At 64.0% G+C, this 16,708-nt stretch carries 14 protein-coding genes; 6 read left to right on the plus strand and 8 right to left on the minus strand.

All coding sequences use genetic code 11. The annotated features are described in order from the left end of the window. Positions 1 to 58: 58 nt before the first annotated feature. The 3 genes from GGI48_RS18215 (at position 59) to GGI48_RS18225 (ending at position 5,203) form a co-directional block, all read left to right on the plus strand. On the plus strand, positions 59 to 1,351 hold the full coding sequence (locus GGI48_RS18215) for a GGDEF domain-containing protein (RefSeq protein WP_016964618.1): 1,293 nt from the start codon (positions 59 to 61) through the stop codon (positions 1,349 to 1,351). A 91-nt stretch (positions 1,352 to 1,442) separates the two neighbouring features. Then, positions 1,443 to 3,239 carry an acyl-CoA dehydrogenase C-terminal domain-containing protein gene (locus tag GGI48_RS18220; protein ID WP_179599477.1) on the plus strand — a complete coding sequence of 599 codons (1,797 nt, stop codon included), beginning with the start codon at positions 1,443 to 1,445 and terminating at the stop codon, positions 3,237 to 3,239. Between the two features lie 185 nt (positions 3,240 to 3,424). Further along, the gene (locus tag GGI48_RS18225) at positions 3,425 to 5,203 is read left to right on the plus strand and encodes an acyl-CoA dehydrogenase C-terminal domain-containing protein (RefSeq protein ID WP_179599478.1); all 1,779 of its coding nucleotides are present in this window, start codon (positions 3,425 to 3,427) and stop codon (positions 5,201 to 5,203) included. Between the two features lie 236 nt (positions 5,204 to 5,439). Here GGI48_RS18225 and GGI48_RS18230 read toward each other — a convergent pair whose 3' ends face one another. Continuing rightward, positions 5,440 to 6,369 carry a LysR family transcriptional regulator gene (locus GGI48_RS18230; RefSeq protein ID WP_016964621.1) on the minus strand — a complete coding sequence of 310 codons (930 nt, stop codon included), beginning with the start codon at positions 6,367 to 6,369 and terminating at the stop codon, positions 5,440 to 5,442. A gap of 102 nt (positions 6,370 to 6,471) precedes the next feature. On the opposite strand from GGI48_RS18230, the gene GGI48_RS18235 reads away from it, so the two are divergent. The 3 genes from GGI48_RS18235 to GGI48_RS18245 all read left to right on the plus strand — a co-directional run bounded on the left by GGI48_RS18235 (position 6,472) and on the right by GGI48_RS18245 (position 8,913). Continuing rightward, a complete protein-coding gene (locus GGI48_RS18235) occupies positions 6,472 to 7,170 on the plus strand; it encodes an MOSC domain-containing protein (RefSeq protein ID WP_179599480.1) in 699 nt (232 codons plus the stop codon). Further along, complete coding sequence (locus GGI48_RS18240) at positions 7,167 to 8,450, plus strand: aspartate aminotransferase family protein (RefSeq protein WP_016964622.1); 1,284 nt, start codon at positions 7,167 to 7,169, stop codon at positions 8,448 to 8,450. Before GGI48_RS18235 ends, GGI48_RS18240 begins: the two co-directional genes overlap by 4 nt. A gap of 304 nt (positions 8,451 to 8,754) precedes the next feature. Continuing rightward, on the plus strand, positions 8,755 to 8,913 hold the full coding sequence (locus tag GGI48_RS18245; protein ID WP_011063854.1) for a YqaE/Pmp3 family membrane protein: 159 nt from the start codon (positions 8,755 to 8,757) through the stop codon (positions 8,911 to 8,913). 42 nt (positions 8,914 to 8,955) lie between these two features. On the opposite strand, the gene GGI48_RS18250 is transcribed toward GGI48_RS18245, so the two are convergent. The 7 genes from GGI48_RS18250 to pqqF all read right to left on the minus strand — a co-directional run bounded on the left by GGI48_RS18250 (position 8,956) and on the right by pqqF (position 16,699). Then, positions 8,956 to 10,788, minus strand: a complete 1,833-nt coding sequence (locus tag GGI48_RS18250) for a S9 family peptidase (RefSeq protein ID WP_179599482.1) — start codon at positions 10,786 to 10,788, stop codon at positions 8,956 to 8,958. Further along, positions 10,754 to 11,920 carry a pyrroloquinoline quinone biosynthesis protein PqqE gene (gene pqqE, locus GGI48_RS18255; protein WP_179599485.1) on the minus strand — a complete coding sequence of 389 codons (1,167 nt, stop codon included), beginning with the start codon at positions 11,918 to 11,920 and terminating at the stop codon, positions 10,754 to 10,756. The genes GGI48_RS18250 and pqqE overlap by 35 nt, the downstream gene beginning before the upstream one ends. Beyond that, positions 11,892 to 12,167, minus strand: a complete 276-nt coding sequence (pqqD, locus tag GGI48_RS18260) for a pyrroloquinoline quinone biosynthesis peptide chaperone PqqD (RefSeq protein ID WP_016964625.1) — start codon at positions 12,165 to 12,167, stop codon at positions 11,892 to 11,894. Before pqqD ends, pqqE begins: the two co-directional genes overlap by 29 nt. Then, on the minus strand, positions 12,164 to 12,916 hold the full coding sequence (gene pqqC, locus GGI48_RS18265) for a pyrroloquinoline-quinone synthase PqqC (protein WP_047306370.1): 753 nt from the start codon (positions 12,914 to 12,916) through the stop codon (positions 12,164 to 12,166). Before pqqC ends, pqqD begins: the two co-directional genes overlap by 4 nt. A gap of 74 nt (positions 12,917 to 12,990) precedes the next feature. Further along, positions 12,991 to 13,902, minus strand: coding sequence for a pyrroloquinoline quinone biosynthesis protein PqqB (gene pqqB / locus GGI48_RS18270; protein WP_016962699.1), 912 nt, complete (start codon positions 13,900 to 13,902; stop codon positions 12,991 to 12,993). Positions 13,903 to 14,005: 103 nt separating this feature from the next. Then, on the minus strand, positions 14,006 to 14,080 hold the full coding sequence (pqqA, locus tag GGI48_RS18275) for a pyrroloquinoline quinone precursor peptide PqqA (protein WP_003194766.1): 75 nt from the start codon (positions 14,078 to 14,080) through the stop codon (positions 14,006 to 14,008). A 156-nt stretch (positions 14,081 to 14,236) separates the two neighbouring features. Further along, positions 14,237 to 16,699, minus strand: a complete 2,463-nt coding sequence (gene pqqF / locus GGI48_RS18280) for a pyrroloquinoline quinone biosynthesis protein PqqF (RefSeq protein ID WP_179599487.1) — start codon at positions 16,697 to 16,699, stop codon at positions 14,237 to 14,239. Between the last annotated feature and the right edge of the window lie 9 nt (positions 16,700 to 16,708).

Below are 16,708 nucleotides of genomic sequence, written 5' to 3' on the forward strand. Positions count from 1 at the left end.
ACTTCAGTAAATGAAGGCACAATGCCATCTATTGATCAGCCGGGTCGGAGTTTTACCCTTGCCGCGTTCTTCCGCTGTACGTTTCAGTCACTTTCTACCGTCTTTACTGCTTTTGCTTGCGGGGCTGGCGGCCGCCTACGTCAAGGACCTCAACGTCTTCTTCACTTCGCTGTTCAACGTGCTGCCGACCCTGGTGCTGTTGCTCGGCGGGGCCTATTGCGCGGTGTATCGTCGTCAGCGCGAACTGTTCCTGATGGTCACGGTGTACATCGCCTATTTCCTGCTGGATACCCAGACCGACTTCTATCGGGATAACGGCCGGGTCCGCGAAGATGCGGCGGTGGTGTTTCATCTGTGCTGTCTGCTGTTGCCCTTGTTGTTTGGCCTGTTCGCCGCCTGGCAGGAGCGCACCCATCTGTTTCAGGACATGGTGGCGCGCTTTGCCGTGCTGCTGGCGTTTGGCAGCGTGGCCCTGGGCCTGGAGCAGAGTTACCCGCAGGCCTTGCTGAACTGGCTGGCGGAGATTCGCTGGCCGGCTTTGCACGGCAGCTGGATGAGCCTGATCCAGTTGTCGTATCCGGTGTTCTTCGCCGCCTTCCTGTTGTTGGCGATCCAGTACTGGCGCAGTCCGCGACCGCTGCACGCCGCGCAGTTGGTGGGGCTGCTGGGGCTGTTCTGGATGCTGCCCAAGACCTTCATCCTGCCGTTCACCCTGAACATCATGTGCAGCCAGGTGATGCTGATGATCGCCGCGGCGGTGGCCCATGAGGCCTACCAGATGGCCTTTCGCGATGAACTTACGGGGCTGCCTGGGCGCCGGGCCCTCAATGAGCGGATGCAGCGCCTGGGCCGCAACTATGTGCTGGCCATGACCGACGTCGACCACTTCAAGAAATTCAACGACACCCACGGTCACGATGTGGGCGACCAGGTGCTGCGTCTGGTGGCCAGCAAATTGTCGAAAGTCACCGGCGGCGGGCGGGCCTATCGCTATGGCGGGGAAGAGTTCGCCGTGGTGTTCGCCGGCAAGACCCTGGATGAGTGCATGCCGCACCTGGAGATGATTCGCGAGATCATCGCCACCTATAACATTCAGCTGCGCAACCAGGACAACCGTCCCCAGGATGACCAACAGGGGCGCCAGCGCCGTGGCGCTGCGGGAGCATCCAGTGTTTCGGTGACCATCAGTATCGGCGTCGCCGAGCGGCTGATGGAGCACCGGACCCCCGAGGAAGTGCTCAAGGCCGCCGACCAGGCGCTCTATAGCGCCAAGGGCGCGGGGCGCAACTGCGTCATGGCGTTCGGGCAGAACCGTCGCGGTGCGGTGCGCATGGACGCTGCTGCGGGTTGAGTGATGATGGCGCATTCAGCGTCTGCACAGTCATTGGCAGGCTGAGGGCGACGGCAGTAGGTTGGAGCGATCTGCTGCCGGAGAAACCACCATGCCCGAGTATCAAGCTCCCCTGCGTGACATGCGCTTTCTGATCGATCACGTCTTTGACTTTCATGCCGGTTACGCCGCGCTGGGGGCCAGCGATGCCAGCCCGGACATGGTCAGCGCGATTCTTGAGGAAGGGGCGAAGTTCTGCGAGAACGTCCTGGCCCCGCTGAATTGCTCGGGTGACGAGGAAGGCTGTCATTTTGCCAATGGCGTAGTGACCACTCCCAAGGGCTTCAAGCAGGCCTTCGCGCAATACGTCGAAGGCGGCTGGCATGGCCTGGCCGCCGATCCGGCCTATGGCGGTCAGGGACTGCCCCAGTCCCTGGGACTGGTCATCAGCGAAATGGTGGGGTCCAGCAACACCTCCTGGGGCATGTACCCGGGACTGACCCATGGCGCCATGTCGGCGATTCATGCCCATGGCAGCCCTGAACAGAAGCAGCTGTACCTGCGCAAGCTCACCGCCGGGCAATGGACCGGCACCATGTGCCTGACCGAAGCCCATTGCGGTACGGACCTGGGCCTCATCAAAACCCGTGCGGTGCCCCAGGCCGACGGCAGCTATGCGGTGTCGGGGAGCAAGATTTTCATCTCCGCCGGCGAGCACGACATGAGTGACAACATCATCCATCTGGTGCTGGCCAAACTGCCGGACGCACCGGCCGGGACCAAGGGCATTTCCCTGTTCATCGTGCCCAAGTTCCTGCCGGATGCGGCAGGTGAGGCCGGCGAGCGCAATGCAGTGAGTTGCGGCTCCATCGAGCACAAGATGGGGATCAAGGCCTCGGCCACGTGCGTATTGAACTTTGACGGCGCCAGGGGCTTTCTGATCGGCGAGGCCAACAAGGGCCTCAATTGCATGTTCACCATGATGAACCATGCGCGCCTGGGCACCGGGATGCAGGGCTTGTGCCTAGGGGAAGCCAGCTTCCAGGGCGCGGTCCGCTACGCCAACGATCGTTTGCAGATGCGCTCCCTGAGCGGGCCCAAGTCCCCGGACAAGGCGGCGGATCCGATCATCGTCCACCCGGATGTACGGCGCATGCTGTTGACCATGAAAGCCCTCAACGAGGGCAACCGTGCCCTGGCCTATTTCACTGCCCAGTTGCTGGACGTGGCCCACCTGGGCGCCGATCCGGCCCAGCGCCAGGACGCCGAGAACCTCCTGGCGTTCCTGACCCCGATCTGCAAGGCCTTTATGACTGAGACCGGCCTTGAGGTGACCAACCACGGCATGCAGGTGTTTGGCGGTCACGGCTACATTCGTGAGTGGGGCATGGAGCAACTGGTGCGCGATTGTCGTATCGCCCTGATCTACGAGGGCACCAACGGCATCCAGGCTCTGGACTTGCTGGGCCGCAAGGTGCTGGGCAGCCAGGGCAAGCTGTTGCTGGGGTTTACCAGGATCGTGCACAAGTTCTGTGGGGCACATGCCGAGCATCCCCAGCTCAAGGCCTACATCGCGCAACTGGATGGCTTGAACCGTCAGTGGGGCGAGTTGACCACCAGGGTCGGCATGGCCGCGCTGAAGAACCCGGACGAAGTGGGGGCCGCGGCCCTGGATTACCTGATGTACAGCGGTTACATCGTCCTGGCCTACCTCTGGCTGCGCATGGCCCTGGCGGCTCAGCAACAGCTCGATGCCGGCCAGGGGGACAGCGATTTTGCCGGCGCCAAGCTGGCGACCTGTGAGTTCTACTTCAAGCGCTTGTTGCCGCGTACCGCCGCGCATCTGGCGGCGATCGAAGCCGGCAGTGATTGCCTGATGCAACTCCCGGCGCGCTGGTTCGCTCTGTAAATAGCCGCGATGCCCGGATGAAGCCCGCTGCGTGCGGGCTTTGTCTTGCCTGGGTATGGCTGTGACTAAAAATAACAATAAAGTCACTAGTTGACCCTATGTGTCGCAAAAGTTGTTCGGTTACACTCGGCTTTTCGTCAATGGGCCCGATGCGGTCCGCTTGTTTAGATCCTGCGAGGTTTGCCATGGCTGACTACAAAGCGCCCCTGCGCGATATGCGCTTCGTCCTCAATGAAGTTTTCGAGGTCGCCAAACTCTGGGCCCAGTTACCGGCATTGGCTGAGACAGTGGATGCCGAGACTGTCGAGGCGATTCTGGAAGAAGCGGGCAAGGTTACCGCCCGCAGCATCGCTCCGCTGAGTCGCGCTGGCGACGAGGAAGGCTGTCACTGGAACGACACCGTGGTCACCACTCCCCAAGGATTCACCCAGGCTTATCAGACCTACGCCGAGGGCGGTTGGGTCGGCGTGGGGGGTGATCCCGAGTTCGGCGGCATGGGCATGCCCAAGGCGGTGTCTGCCCAGGTCGAGGAAATGGTCAACTCCGCGAGCCTGGCCTTTGGCCTGTACCCGATGCTTACGGCGGGCGCCTGCCTGTCGATTCATGCCCACGCCAGCGAAGAGCTGAAAGCCACTTACCTGCCGAACATGTACGCCGGTGTCTGGGCCGGTTCCATGTGCCTGACCGAGCCCCATGCCGGCACCGATCTGGGCATCATCCGCACCAAGGCCGAACCTCGGGCCGACGGTTCCTACGCCATCAGCGGGACCAAGATCTTCATCACCGGCGGTGAACACGACCTCACGGAAAACATCATCCATCTGGTGCTGGCCAAGCTGCCGGACGCGCCGGCCGGTCCCAAGGGGATTTCCCTGTTCCTGGTGCCCAAGTTCCTGGTCAACGCCGATGGCAGCCTGGGCGAGCGCAACCCGGTGAGCTGCGGCTCCATCGAGCACAAGATGGGCATCCAGGCTTCGGCCACCTGCGTGATGAACTTCGACCAGGCCATCGGTTACCTGGTGGGCGAGCCGAACAAGGGCCTGGCGGCGATGTTCACCATGATGAACTACGAGCGCCTGGGGGTGGGTATCCAGGGGCTGGCCACCGGTGAGCGCTCCTATCAGAACGCTGTTGAGTACGCCCGTGACCGCCTGCAGAGCCGTGCGCCTACCGGCCCGCAAGCCAAGGACAAGGTCGCCGATCCGATCATCGTGCATCCGGACGTGCGGCGCATGCTGCTGACCATGAAGGCCGCCAACGAAGGCGGTCGAGCCTTCTCCACCTACGTGGCGATGCAACTGGATACCGCCAAGTTCAGCGAAGACGCCGAAACCCGCAAGCGCGCGGAAAGCCTGGTGGCCTTACTGACCCCCGTGGCCAAGGCGTTCCTGACCGACCTGGGTCTGGAAACCACGGTGCATGGCCAGCAGATTTTTGGCGGGCACGGCTACATTCGCGAATGGGGCCAGGAACAACTGGTGCGCGATGTGCGGATCACCCAGATCTACGAAGGCACCAATGGCATCCAGGCCCTGGACCTGGTGGGGCGCAAGATCGTGGGCAGCGGCGGGGCGTTCTACCGCCTGTTCGCCGATGAAATTCGCCATTTCACAGCAACGGCCGATGGGCAACTGGCAGAGTTCACCCGGCCGTTGAATGCGGCCCTGGACAACCTGGATGAACTGACCGCCTGGCTGCTGGATCGAGCGATCAGCAACCCGAACGAAATCGGCGCGGCGTCAGTGGAATACCTGCAGGTGTTTGGCTACACGGCTTACGCCTACATGTGGGCGTTGATGGCCAAGGCGGCGCTGGGCAAAGAGCAGGAAGAGGAGTTCTATGCCAGCAAACTGGGGACCGCGCGCTTCTACTTCGCACGTCTGCTGCCGCGTATTCACTCCCTGACCGCCTCGGTGAAAGCGGGCAGCGAATCGCTGTTCCTGTTGCCGGCTGAGCAGTTTTAACTGGCAAGGGGCTTTGTAAGTAATCTCTTACATAACGTGCTGCTGATCGTCCATATCGGTAGATGACGGCGGAGGCTAATCTACTTCACATGGACGTCGCGCAGGAAGCGCAAAGCAACAACACGGACACGTAGGATTCCGCCAGGATGGTGGAGTGAAAAGGATGTCAGGGAAACAGTCTGCAAAACCCCGCTTCGGCGGGGTTTTCTTTTGCCCGGCTTTTTGTTCCGGCGAATTCAGCCCAGGATATCCGGCACCACAGCAGCGCCCAGGCGTCCGTCGTGGGCACTCATCGAGTCTTCCAGCAAGGTGCGCAGCAATTCCAGCGTGCCTTGTTGACGCTGCAGATCGCGACAGACCAATCCGACTCTCAACGGCACCCTGGGTTCGCTCAAGGGCTTCCACAGCAGTTCGCTGTTGCTGTGCTGCTGTTGCGAACGCCCCGGCAGCACGGTGGCCAATTGGGTGTGGGGCAGGCTGTCGAGGATGCCGGCCATATTGTTCAGCTCCGCCTGCACCTGCGGGCGCCGTCCCAGATTGGCCAGTTGTGCCTGCCAGATCTGACGCACCTGAAACTCCTCTCCCAGCAGCAACATCGGCAGTTCCGCCGCCTGACTCATGGACACCTTCTTGAATTCGCGCAAAGGGTGCTGCGCGGGGATGACCAGTGTCAGTTCGTCTTCATAGAGCGGAACGCCATGCAAGCCCGGCTGGCGTGGTGGCAGGTAGCTGATGCCGATATCCAGCGAGCCATTGAGCAAGCGCCGTTCGATCTCCAGGCCCGTCAGCTCGTAGATCTGCACCACCAGATGGGGCTGGGCCTTGCGCACCCGTTCGAGCATCTGCGGCACCAGGCTGGTGTGCACCGTTTGCAGTACGCCGATAGCCAGGGTGCGCAGGGCCTGGCCCTTGAAGTTGCGCAAGGCTTCGCGAGCCTGTTGCAGGCCGTCGAGCAGGGGCAGGGCGTGATTGTAGAGGGTGTGGGCGGCCAGGGTCGGCAAGAGGCGCTTGCTGCTGCGTTCAAACAGGCTGACGTCGAGGTTCTGCTCCAGTTGGCGGATCTGCTGGGACAGTGCCGGTTGCGAGATCGACAGGCGCTCGGCAGCACGGCCCACGTGGCCTTCTTCATACACCGCGACGAAATAACGCAGTTGCTTAAAATCCATAAGTATTTCTTATCGAAAAAGCTTAAAAATCGAAATGGCCCGAAGCCCGCGAGGCGCCTAGTCTAGCGCCTATTCACAAGGCTTACAGGGCCAAGAAGCACGATGAATACCGTTTACGTCGATGGTGTTTACATAGGCAAGGCAAAAAATCTCGGCCAGGGTCTGGTCATCGATACCGACAAGCACCCGGTTGCAAACCGTCTCTGGTTATGGCCACAAGGCCTGGGCAGCGATGAACAGGGTGATCCGCGCTTTCATACCGGTCCTGAACGGGCCCTGCATCACTATCCCGCCGAGCATTACGCCCATTGGCGCAAACGTTATCCACAGTTCGATTGGTCGGCCCCGGCCTTTGGCGAAAATCTCTCGAGCCGCGGCCTGACCGAAGAGCAGGTGTGCCTGGGGGACCTGTTCCGCTGGGGCGGTGCGTTGTTGCAGGTCAGTCAGCCCCGTTCACCCTGCTACCGCCTGAGCCAGCGCTGGGGGCTGGTCAACCTGCCTCGGCAAGCCCAGGACAATGGCCGTTGTGGCTGGTTCTACCGGGTGCTCAAACCCGGCGTCGTCCAGGCGGACGAACCCTTCGAACTGATCCAGCGCAGCTATCCCGGCCTGACCGTGGCCTGGGCCCTGCGCAGCTTTTTCCTGGAGCCCCTGGAGCCTGCCGGTCTGAAAACCCTGATTGATTGCCCCGCGCTGTCCTCGCGCTGGCGCGATATCGCCATCAAGCGCCTGCGCACCGGCCGGGTCGAGGACTGGTCCGCGCGCCTGTTGGGGCTGCCCCTGGAGGGCTTGCGGGCATGAATCTGTTCAATCTGCGCCGTACCCCGCCCAGTCTGGAGGATCTGGCCGTCGAGCCGTGCCTGGCTGCCGCGGACGATGGCTGTGCCAGTGAGTGCCTGATGCCCAGCGTGCAACGCCCCCAGCCGGTGTTCGTCCGTGGCCAGGGTTCCTGGCTATGGGACAGCCAGGACCGCACCTACCTTGACTTCACCCAGGCTGCCGCCGCCAACAGCCTGGGTCATAGCCCCTCGGCCGTGGTCAATGCCCTGGCCGCTCAGGCCCAGTCGCTGATCAACCCCGGTTCGGGTTTCTACAACCGCGGCATGCTCAAGCTGGCCGATCGCCTGTGCCGCAGCACCGGCAGCGACCAGGCCTACCTGTTGAGCAGCGGCAGCGAGGCCTGCGAGGCCGCGATCAAGCTGGCACGCAAATGGGGGCAACTGCACCGCGGCGGCGCGGCCGGCATCATCACCGCCAGTCGCAGTTGCCATGGTCGTGGTTTTGCCGCGCTGTCGGCGGCCGGGCATGGCGCCTCGGGCAATCGCTTCGAGCCGCAACTGCCGGGCTTCAGCCAGGTGCCGTTCAATGACCTGCCGGCTTTGCATGCGGCAGTGGATGCGCAAACCGTGGCCATCCTGCTAGAGCCGATCCAGGGCGAGGCCGGGGTCATTCCAGCCACTGAACACTACCTCAAGGGGGTCGAGCGGCTGTGTCGTGAGCTGGGCATCCTGTTGATTCTCGATGAGGTGCAGACCGGTATCGGCCGCTGCGGCACGCTGCTGGCCGAACAGTTGTATGGCGTGCGCGCCGACATCATCGCCTTGGGCAAGGGCCTGGGCGGCGGCGTGCCGCTGGCGGCGCTGCTGGCGCGGGGCAAGGCCTGCTGTTTCGAACCGGGGGAACTGGACGGCACGCATCACGGCAATGCGCTGATGACCTCGGCCGGCCTGGCGGTGTTGGACAGCCTGCAGGAACACGGTTTTCTGCAGCAGGTGCGCACCCATGGACAGTACCTGGGGCAGGGGCTGACCCGTCTGGCGAACCGTTATGCACAAGGCGAGGTGCGCGGGCATGGACTGCTCTGGGGCATGAGCCTGGCCGACGCGTCGGCTGAGGCGGTGGTCAAGGCGGCGTTGCACGAAGGTCTGTTGCTCAGTGCCCCGCAAGCGGACTGTCTGCGCTTCACTCCGGCCCTGAGTGTCAGCAAGGGCAATATCGATGAAATGCTGCTGCGCCTGGCCCGGGCGTTCTCCCGGGTGCGCACCGCGCAACTGCAATGCCGCAAGGGGGTGGTGGTCTGATATTCAGACCGATCCTGCGCGATTCACCGAGGTTGGCTGCCGCGCGCTGGCGACCTTACGTTGACTGAATTCCTGAACCGTCTCGCGGTATAACGCATCGCCCCGTGTCCGATTTTTCGCACGGGGCGTTTTTTTGCCTGGGTACTTTTCACCGCCCGGTGTGGCCCTTGAACCTCCGGTCGATTGCCGGCTCGGAACGAATGCGCCCTCCGGGCCGGGCGGCGATTGTTCTGAACCCTGGCCGGTGGCCGGGGTCGATTGCAGGCAAGGCTCAACCGAGCCGATTTCCAACAGGAGCTGCCCTATGGACTTGATCCGCATCATCTTCGCCATTCTCTTGCCGCCCCTGGGGGTGTTTCTGCAAGTGGGCTTTGGCGGCGCTTTCTGGCTGAACATCCTGCTGACCCTGTGTGGATACATCCCCGGTATCGTTCACGCGGTCTACATCATCGCCAAACGCTGATGCTCCGGCCCGCCCGTTCCGTTGGCACGGGCGGGGCCTTGTTCAAGGCTGCGCTTGCAGCACCTTCTGATAGAAGCGCCATTCCTGTTCCAGGGCGTGGGCCTGATTGTCCGCCTTGCGAAAGCCGTGGCGCTCATCCGGGTAGTAGTGCGCCTCGGCGGCAATGCCCTGGTCCTTGAGGGCCTTGAGCATGTCGCGGGTTTGTTGCGGCACCACCACGGCGTCCAGTTCGCCCTGGAAAAACACCACCGGGACACGGATATCGCCAGCGTGCAGCAGCGGCGTGCGAGCCAGATAACGCTGCTGGTCCTGCTGCGGATCGCCGATCAGCCAGTCCAGATAGTCACCTTCGAACTTGTGAGTGGCGCGGGTCAGGGCAATCGGATCGCTGACGCCGTACAGGCTGGCGCCGGCACAGAACACCTTGGCGAACGCCAGGGCGCAGAGGGTGGTGTAGCCCCCCGCACTGCCGCCCCGGATGAACGCCTGCCGTGGATCGATCAGCCCTTGCTGGTCCAGGTAGGACACCACCGCGCAGGCATCTTCCACATCCACTTCGCCCCAGCGCAGGTGCAGGGCCTGGCGATAGGCCCGGCCATAGCCGCTGCTGCCCCGGTAGTTCAGATCGGCCACGGCGAAGCCGCGCTGGGTCCAGAACTGGATGCGCGGATCGAGTATCGGATAGCAGGCGGAGGTCGGGCCTCCGTGGATGAACACCACCAGCGGCGGTCGGTTGACCCCGTTCATGGCCGGGTAGAAGAAACCGTGGGCCTGGCCGTCGCCGCTGGGATAGCACAGGGTTCGCGGGCGGCTGATGCGTTCCGCCGGCAACGGCGCCATGCCTCCGGCCAGGACCTGTACCTGTCGGGTTTCACGCTCGATGGCAATCACGGCCGAGGGGCTGACGGGGGAGGCGGCGATGCAATACAGGTAGCGCTGATCCAGCGTCAGGCCGCGAAAGCGACTGTAGTCGCCACTGAAGTCCTGTTGCGCACCGTCGGCGTGGCGCAGGCCGAGCCGGCCGAAGCCGTTCTCGGTCCAGCTGCCGAACCAGGCGTCACCGCCCAGGGGCATCCAGGTGCTGCAGCCCAGCTGCCAGGGCGCTGGAGCGTGATCGGCCGCGGCACAGGGCAACGGGCGCAAGCCGCTGCCGGACTCGGCCCAGGGTTGCCAGAAACCCTGGCGATCGGTGAGGCAATAGAGCTGGTTGTGTTGATCGAAGCGCGGTTGCTGCAGGGACTCCGGCTCGCCGTCTCCGGCCACGCAGCGCGGTTCACCCCAGGTGCGGTTGCCGCGACGTTCGGCGAGCATCAGGCGAGTGCAGGTCCAGGGCTGATGGGGGCGATCCCATTCGATCCAGGCCAGGCGTTGGCCGTTGGCGCTCAAGGTCGGAGCGGCATAGAAGTCGGCCCCGGCGGCGAGCAGTTGCCGACGCCCGTCGTGCAGGTCGATGGCCACCAGCCGGTGCTCGTTGGCGCACTCTTCCACCGCCAGAATCTGATCGGCGTGAGCTTGCAGATCTCCGTAGCGGCAGTCGCCCTGGGTCAGGGCTTCTGGCGCGCCGCCCGCCAGGGGCTGGCGATACAGTTGCTGGTCCGCGTCATTGACGAACACCAGGTGTTCGCCGCTGACGCAGAAGGCGCCGCCGCCATATTCGTAGACCCGGCTGCGGGCGCTGAAGCCCGCTGGCGTCAGGCAACGGGCCTGGCCTTGCTGCCAATGCCAGATCCGGCAACTGGCGTCTGTGGGGCGGTATTCATTCCAGAACAGGCCGTGGGGCGTGAGTTGCAGCTCGGCGAAATCGGTTCCGGCGGCGGTGGCCTGGTTGGCGCTGAAGGGCTCAACCCTTGGCGATGAGGCGTGAGTTTCGTTCATTGCGAAAGGCCAGTTGCTCAATGGTTTGGGTGGCGGTTTCGGATTCTTCGCGGGCCTTGAGAATCATCCCGTGGTGTTCCGATTTGCTGCACACCGGGTCGGCATTGCTGGCATCCCCCGTGAGCATGAAGGCCTGGCAGCGGCAGCCGCCGAAGTCCTTTTCCTTCTCGTCGCAGGAGCGGCACGGCTCGGGCATCCAGTCGTAGCCGCGGTAGCGGTTGAAACCGAAGGAGTCGTACCAGATGTGCTGCATGCTGTGGTCGCGCACATTGGGGAACTGCACCGGCATCTGCCGCGCGCCGTGGCAGGGCAGGGCGGTGCCATCCGGAGTGACGGTGAGGAAGATACTGCCCCAGCCGTTCATGCAGGCCTTGGGGCGTTCTTCGTAGTAGTCCGGAGTGACGAAAATCAGCTTGCAGGGATGCCCTTGGGCTTCCAGCTTGGCGCGGTATTCGTTGGTGATGCGTTCGGCGCGCAGCAGTTGCTCCTTGGTCGGCAGCAGGCCGACGCGGTTGAGCTGGGCCCAACCGTAGAACTGGCAGGTGGCGAGCTCGACGAAGTCGGCTTCCAGGGCGATGCACATCTCGATGATGCGGTCGATTCTGTCGATGTTGTGCCGGTGGGTGACGAAGTTCAGCACCATCGGGTAACCGTGGGCCTTGACCGCGCGAGCCATCTCCAGCTTCTGCGCGAAGGCTTTCTTCGAGCCGGCCAGCAGGTTATTCACCTGCTCGTCGCTGGCCTGGAAGCTGATCTGGATATGGTCCAGGCCGGCTTTCTTGAAGTCGCTGATCTTCTGCTCGGTGAGGCCGATGCCGGAGGTGATCAGGTTGGTGTAGAAGCCCAGCTGGCGCGCTTCGCCGATCAGTTCGGCGAGGTCCTGGCGCACCAGCGGTTCACCGCCGGAAAAGCCCAATTGCGCGGCGCCCATCTCCCGCGCTTCGCGAAACACCTTGATCCATTGCTCGGTGCTCAGCTCCTGGCCCTGCTCGGCGAAATCCAGGGGATTGGAGCAGTAGGGGCATTGCAGCGGGCAACGGTAAGTCAGCTCGGCCAGCAACCACAGTGGCAGGCCGACTGGCGGTTTGTCGGGCACGGCGGTTTCAGCCGAGTTCGATCCAGTGCTGGGCACGGGCGACCTCCATGAACTGCTCGATATCGTCACCGAGCTCGGCCACTCCGGGGAACTGCACCTGAAGCTCCTGGATGATCGCCGCCACGTCACGCTCGCCGTCGATCAGGCCGCCGATCAACGCGGCACTGTCGTTGAGCTTGATCATGCCTTCCGGGTACAGCAGCACGTGGCCCTTTTGCGCCGGTTCGTACTGGAAGCGGTAGCCGGGGCGCCAGCGTGGGGTTTTGCTGCGGTCGAAACTCATAGAGGGATCCCTTTATGCCAGACCCGCTGATCGGTAACGCTGTGATAAGGCGGGCGGTTCAGTTCATAGGCCATGCTCATGGCGTCGAGCATGCTCCAAAGGATGTCCAGTTTGAACTGGAGAATTTCCAGCATGCGTTCCTGGCCGGCACGGGTGGTGTAGTGCTGCAGGGTGATGGCCAGGCCGTGTTCCACATCGCGCCGGGCCTGACCCAGGCGGGTGCGGAAATACTCGTAGCCGGTCGGGTCGATCCACGGGTAATGCTGGGGCCAGCTGTCCAGGCGCGACTGGTGGATCTGCGGGGCGAACAATTCGGTCAGCGAGCTGCTGGCGGCTTCCTGCCAACTGGCGCGGCGGGCGAAGTTGACGTAGGCGTCCACGGCGAAGCGCACGCCGGGCAATACCAGTTCTTGTGAACGCAGCTGGTCCGGGTCCAGGCCCACGGCCTGACCCAGGCGCAACCAGGCTTCGATGCCGCCGTCTTCGCCGGGGGCGCCGTCGTGGTCCAGCAGGCGCTGGATCCACTCGCGGCGAACTTCCCGGTCCGGGCAGTTGGCGAGGATCGCCGCATCCTTCATGGGGATGTTCACCTGGTAGTAGAAGCGGTTGGCGACCCAGCCCTGGATCTGTTCGCGGCTTGCCCGGCCTTCATACATCGCCACGTGGTAGGGGTGATGGATGTGGTAATAGGCGCCCTTGGCGCGCAGTGCCTGCTCGAACTCGGCAGGGGACAGGGGGGTGTCGGTCATGTGTGTTCTCCGGGGGGCTGTCCTTTGGCGGGCAAGCCCGCTCCTACGCAAAGCGAGCTTGTCGGCGATCGGGCCTACAGCTCAATACTCATTCCGTCGTAAGCCACTTCCACCTTTCGACGTACCAGTTCGGCACGTTCGGCGGAGTCTTCGTCGAGGATCGGGTTGGTGTTGTTGATGTGGATCAGCACCTTGCGCTGGCGGGGCAGTTGTTCCAGCACTTCGAGCATGCCGCCAGGGCCGTTCTGCGCCAGGTGGCCCATTTCCCGGCCGGTGCGGGTGCCGACGCCACGGCGTTGCATTTCATCGTCTTCCCACAGGGTGCCGTCCACCAGCAGCACGTCGCTGGCGGCCATGATCTCCAGCAGTGGCGCATCGACTTTGCCCAGGCCCGGGGCATAGAAGAGTTTGCCGCCGCTGCGCAGGTCTTCGACGATCAGGCCGATGTTGTCCCCCGGGTGCGGGTCGAAACGGTGTGGCGAATAGGGCGGCGCCGCGCTGCGCAGGGGCAGGGGGGTGAAACGCAGGTTGGGGCAGGCGGGGATGCTGAAGCTCTGGTCCAGCTCGATGCGGTTCCAGTTCAGGCCGCCGTTCCAGTGGCTGAGCATCTTGAACAGCGGGAAACCGGTGCTCAGGTCTTCATGGACCATGTCGGTGCACCAGACCTGATGCGGGCAGCCTTCGCGCAGGCTGAGCAGGCCGGTGGTGTGATCGATCTGGCTGTCCATGAGGACGATGGCGCCAATCCCGGTATCGCGCAGGGCGCGACCCGGTTGCATGGGGGCGAAGCTCTGCAGTTGGGCGCGGATGTCCGGCGAGGCGTTGCACAGTACCCAGTTCACCCCGTCATCGGAAATCGCGATGGACGATTGGGTGCGGGCCTGGGCTCGCAGGCTGCCGTCGCGAAACCCCGCGCAGTTCACGCAGTTGCAGTTCCACTGCGGAAAACCACCGCCGGCGGCGGAACCTAGAATCTGGACAAACATGGACACTCCCGGGGTGACGACGTGAACAAGGTGGGCAACTGAAAATAAAAACGCCCCGGACGGGCCGAGGCGTTGCGCTGCGTGTTTCGGCCAGAGGCAGAAATCAGCGGCTGGCGAAGTACATGGTGACTTCGAAGCCGATACGCAGGTCGGTGTAAGCAGGTTTGGACCAGGTCATAAAAATGCTCCTTTGAGGTGGGTGGGACGGGTACTGCCTATACATATAGTCCACCTCCGGTGGGAGATGTTCAGATGCTTAGGGGGCTATCTTACTAAATTCCCGCAAAAGGTTGCCTGCAATTCTGAAGAAAGCTCATTGCAGTGCCGGTAATGATCATTGTGCCGCTTGCCAAGGGGCTCCCGGGCAGGGCCCGTTGGCCAGTACTGTCCAGCCGCCGGTCGCCGCCTGCAGGGCCCTGGCGGCCTGAATGACGGTGTCGGGGGTGAGGGCCAGGATGCTGGCGTGCAGTTGCGTCAGGTAATCCGACGGATGGCCGGCCAGTTTCGCCTGCCAGAGCAGTTCAGCGGCTTGCTCCAGGGGCAGGAGCGAGGCTTGGAACTGTTGAGCCAGCGCCTGTCGCTGCTCGTGCCAGAGCGGTTCGCCGAGGGTTTGCAGATGCTCCGGCAACTGCTGGAGGAACTGTTCCAGGTGCTGAAGTATGTCGCTGAGCGTCGCGCTGGGAGATTGCACGCCGAACAGCAGGCCGGTCTGGCCGTTGCGCTGGCGCACGGCGCTGAACACCGCATAGCCCAACTGCAACTCCACCCGCAGGCGCTGATAGAAGGGCGTCTGGCAGAGCTGGCCCAGCAGGCGCCAGGCCGCTTCATCGGCCAGTTGGGCCCCGGGCGTCGGGCAGAACAGCAACAGCGCCTGTTCGCCGGCGTCCCCGGGCAGACTCCACCAGCGGCGCCCGGTCTCGGGGGCCGGCGGCTGGCAGAGCCCGGTATCCGCGGTGCCCGGAATCCGCTGCAGCACTCGACCGAGGGCCTCTTGCAGGCTTGTGGGCAACCCCAGGGCCAGGCCATCCCAGCGGGCGTCGGTCCACAGTGCTTGCAGATCCGCTGCGGGTGCGGTGCCGGCGTCGCTGGCTCGTGGCTGCTCGCTGAAGGCTTTGAGCAAGCGGCGGATGGGCATTGACTGTGCCTCGTCCTGGGCGGCTGGGTTGTCCTGCCAGAACGCGTCGGCGGGCTGGCTCAGTTGTTTCAGGGCTTGTTGCAGCACCGCGGGCAGGGGTTGCAGCAGGCCGCTGAGGGACAGCAACCAGTCTTCGCCCGCGCGGGTGAAGCTCACTTGCACGCCGGCCTGGGCGGCGTCGCTGCGCAGGGGCGCGAGGCTGTGCAGCAGCCGTTCGTGCACGCCGGCCGGAGCGGGCGAGGCCAGGCGCCAACGCAGCATCAGCGCTCCTTCATGACCCTCTGCGGGCAGGGCCTGGCTCAGCTGCAGTGCCGAGGTTTCTCGGCGGCTTCGCGAGCGATCCTGGGCGAAGCTGCGCAGCCCGCGGTGTGCGCTGGTCTGGCCCCGAATCAGTCCCGCCCGCGGCGCCTCGACGGGGTTGCGCAGGAACGGGTTGGCCGCTGGCAGGCGCCATTCGCTGCTGAAGTTATCCACAACCTGGGGCTGCAACTGCGCGAGCACGGCCTTGAGCGCCACGAGTCCTTGGGCATCCAGCTCTCCGACGGTCTGCCGGCTGTCCCGCTGGGCCAGTGCCAGAGCACGGGCGACCTGCAATGGACGTTGTTGCAGCAAGGCATATTCCTCCCGCAGCTCGGGCCAATCGTCCTGGGCCCTGAAGAAGCCCAGCCAGTCCCCGAGCAGCTCGTCGACCTGGGCCGTGGCCGTCGCGGCCGTTGTGTTGAGGTTCACCTGCAGGTGCAGCAAGGCTTGTCCGGCAAACTCATACAGCGTCTGCGCCTGCAGGCTCTGGGCCAGCTGGCGCTGCTGGAGCTCGGCAAGCAGGCCTCCCGGCTTGGCCGACTGCAGCCAGGTACAGAGAAAATCCAGCGCAGGTGCTGCGCCCTCGGGCAGTTGTTCGAAGGCGAACAGCAGGTCCAGGCGTTGCGCCTCGAGCTGTTGATAACGGTGGCTGCCACTCGGCAACAGCGCGGGAGGTCGGTGCTGCTCAAGATGCTGGCCCTGGGCCAGAGTCGCGCCGTAGCGTTCGGCCAGGGCGCGGAGTTCTTCCAGGGGCTGGGGGCCGACCAGGCTCAGGGTCATTTGTCCGGCCTGGTAGAACGCGCGATGAAACTGCTGCAACGCTTGCTGGAAACCGCGGCTGGCCAGGTTCAGGCTGTAACGGTTGCCAGCATGGAAGGCCCGCAGCGGATGAGCGGCGCACAGCCCGTCGAACAGCGCGAACTGACGCTGCGCCGCCCCATCCCGGGACCAGGCGATAAATTCGGCGTGCAGCACCTCCCGCTCCCGGCGCTGGTCTTCAAGGTCCAGCCGCGGATGGGCGAGCATGTCGCACAGTCGCTCCAGGCCACCGGCCAAGGCGCTGGGCGGCAGCTCGAAAAAGAACTCAGTCGCGCGTTCACAGGTCTTGGCATTGAGCTGTCCGCCCTGGCCCCGCACATAGGCCATCAGCCCCTGTCCGGCGGGAAAGCGCTCGGTGCCGAGAAACAGCAGGTGCTCCAGAAAATGCGCCAGCCCCGGCCAGGCCGCTGGCGCATCGTGGCTGCCGGCGCAGACCCGCAGTGCGGCGGCGCAACGTTTCAGGTGCGGGGCATGACGCAGGGACACCCGCAGGCCGTTGGTCAGGGTTTGCAAGGGGGGCAGGGGGTGGTTCAGCGCGGGCATGAGCACTTC

The organism is Pseudomonas protegens (assembly GCF_013407925.2).
Taxonomy (GTDB): domain Bacteria; phylum Pseudomonadota; class Gammaproteobacteria; order Pseudomonadales; family Pseudomonadaceae; genus Aquipseudomonas; species Aquipseudomonas fluorescens_AP.

Excerpts from the sequence above, each read along its gene's own strand:
- GGI48_RS18220 (WP_179599477.1), top strand. The coding sequence starts at position 1,443 with ATGCCCGAGTATCAAGCTCCCCTGCGTGACATGCGCTTTCTGATCGAT.
- GGI48_RS18225 (WP_179599478.1), top strand. The coding sequence starts at position 3,425 with ATGGCTGACTACAAAGCGCCCCTGCGCGATATGCGCTTCGTCCTCAAT.
- GGI48_RS18230 (WP_016964621.1), bottom strand. The coding sequence starts at position 6,369 with ATGGATTTTAAGCAACTGCGTTATTTCGTCGCGGTGTATGAAGAAGGC.
- GGI48_RS18235 (WP_179599480.1), top strand. The coding sequence starts at position 6,472 with ATGAATACCGTTTACGTCGATGGTGTTTACATAGGCAAGGCAAAAAAT.
- GGI48_RS18240 (WP_016964622.1), top strand. The coding sequence starts at position 7,167 with ATGAATCTGTTCAATCTGCGCCGTACCCCGCCCAGTCTGGAGGATCTG.
- GGI48_RS18245 (WP_011063854.1), top strand. The coding sequence starts at position 8,755 with ATGGACTTGATCCGCATCATCTTCGCCATTCTCTTGCCGCCCCTGGGG.
- GGI48_RS18250 (WP_179599482.1), bottom strand. The coding sequence starts at position 10,788 with ATGAACGAAACTCACGCCTCATCGCCAAGGGTTGAGCCCTTCAGCGCC.
- pqqD (WP_016964625.1), bottom strand. The coding sequence starts at position 12,167 with ATGAGTTTCGACCGCAGCAAAACCCCACGCTGGCGCCCCGGCTACCGC.
- pqqC (WP_047306370.1), bottom strand. The coding sequence starts at position 12,916 with ATGACCGACACCCCCCTGTCCCCTGCCGAGTTCGAGCAGGCACTGCGC.
- pqqB (WP_016962699.1), bottom strand. The coding sequence starts at position 13,902 with ATGTTTGTCCAGATTCTAGGTTCCGCCGCCGGCGGTGGTTTTCCGCAG.
- pqqF (WP_179599487.1), bottom strand. The coding sequence starts at position 16,699 with ATGCCCGCGCTGAACCACCCCCTGCCCCCCTTGCAAACCCTGACCAAC.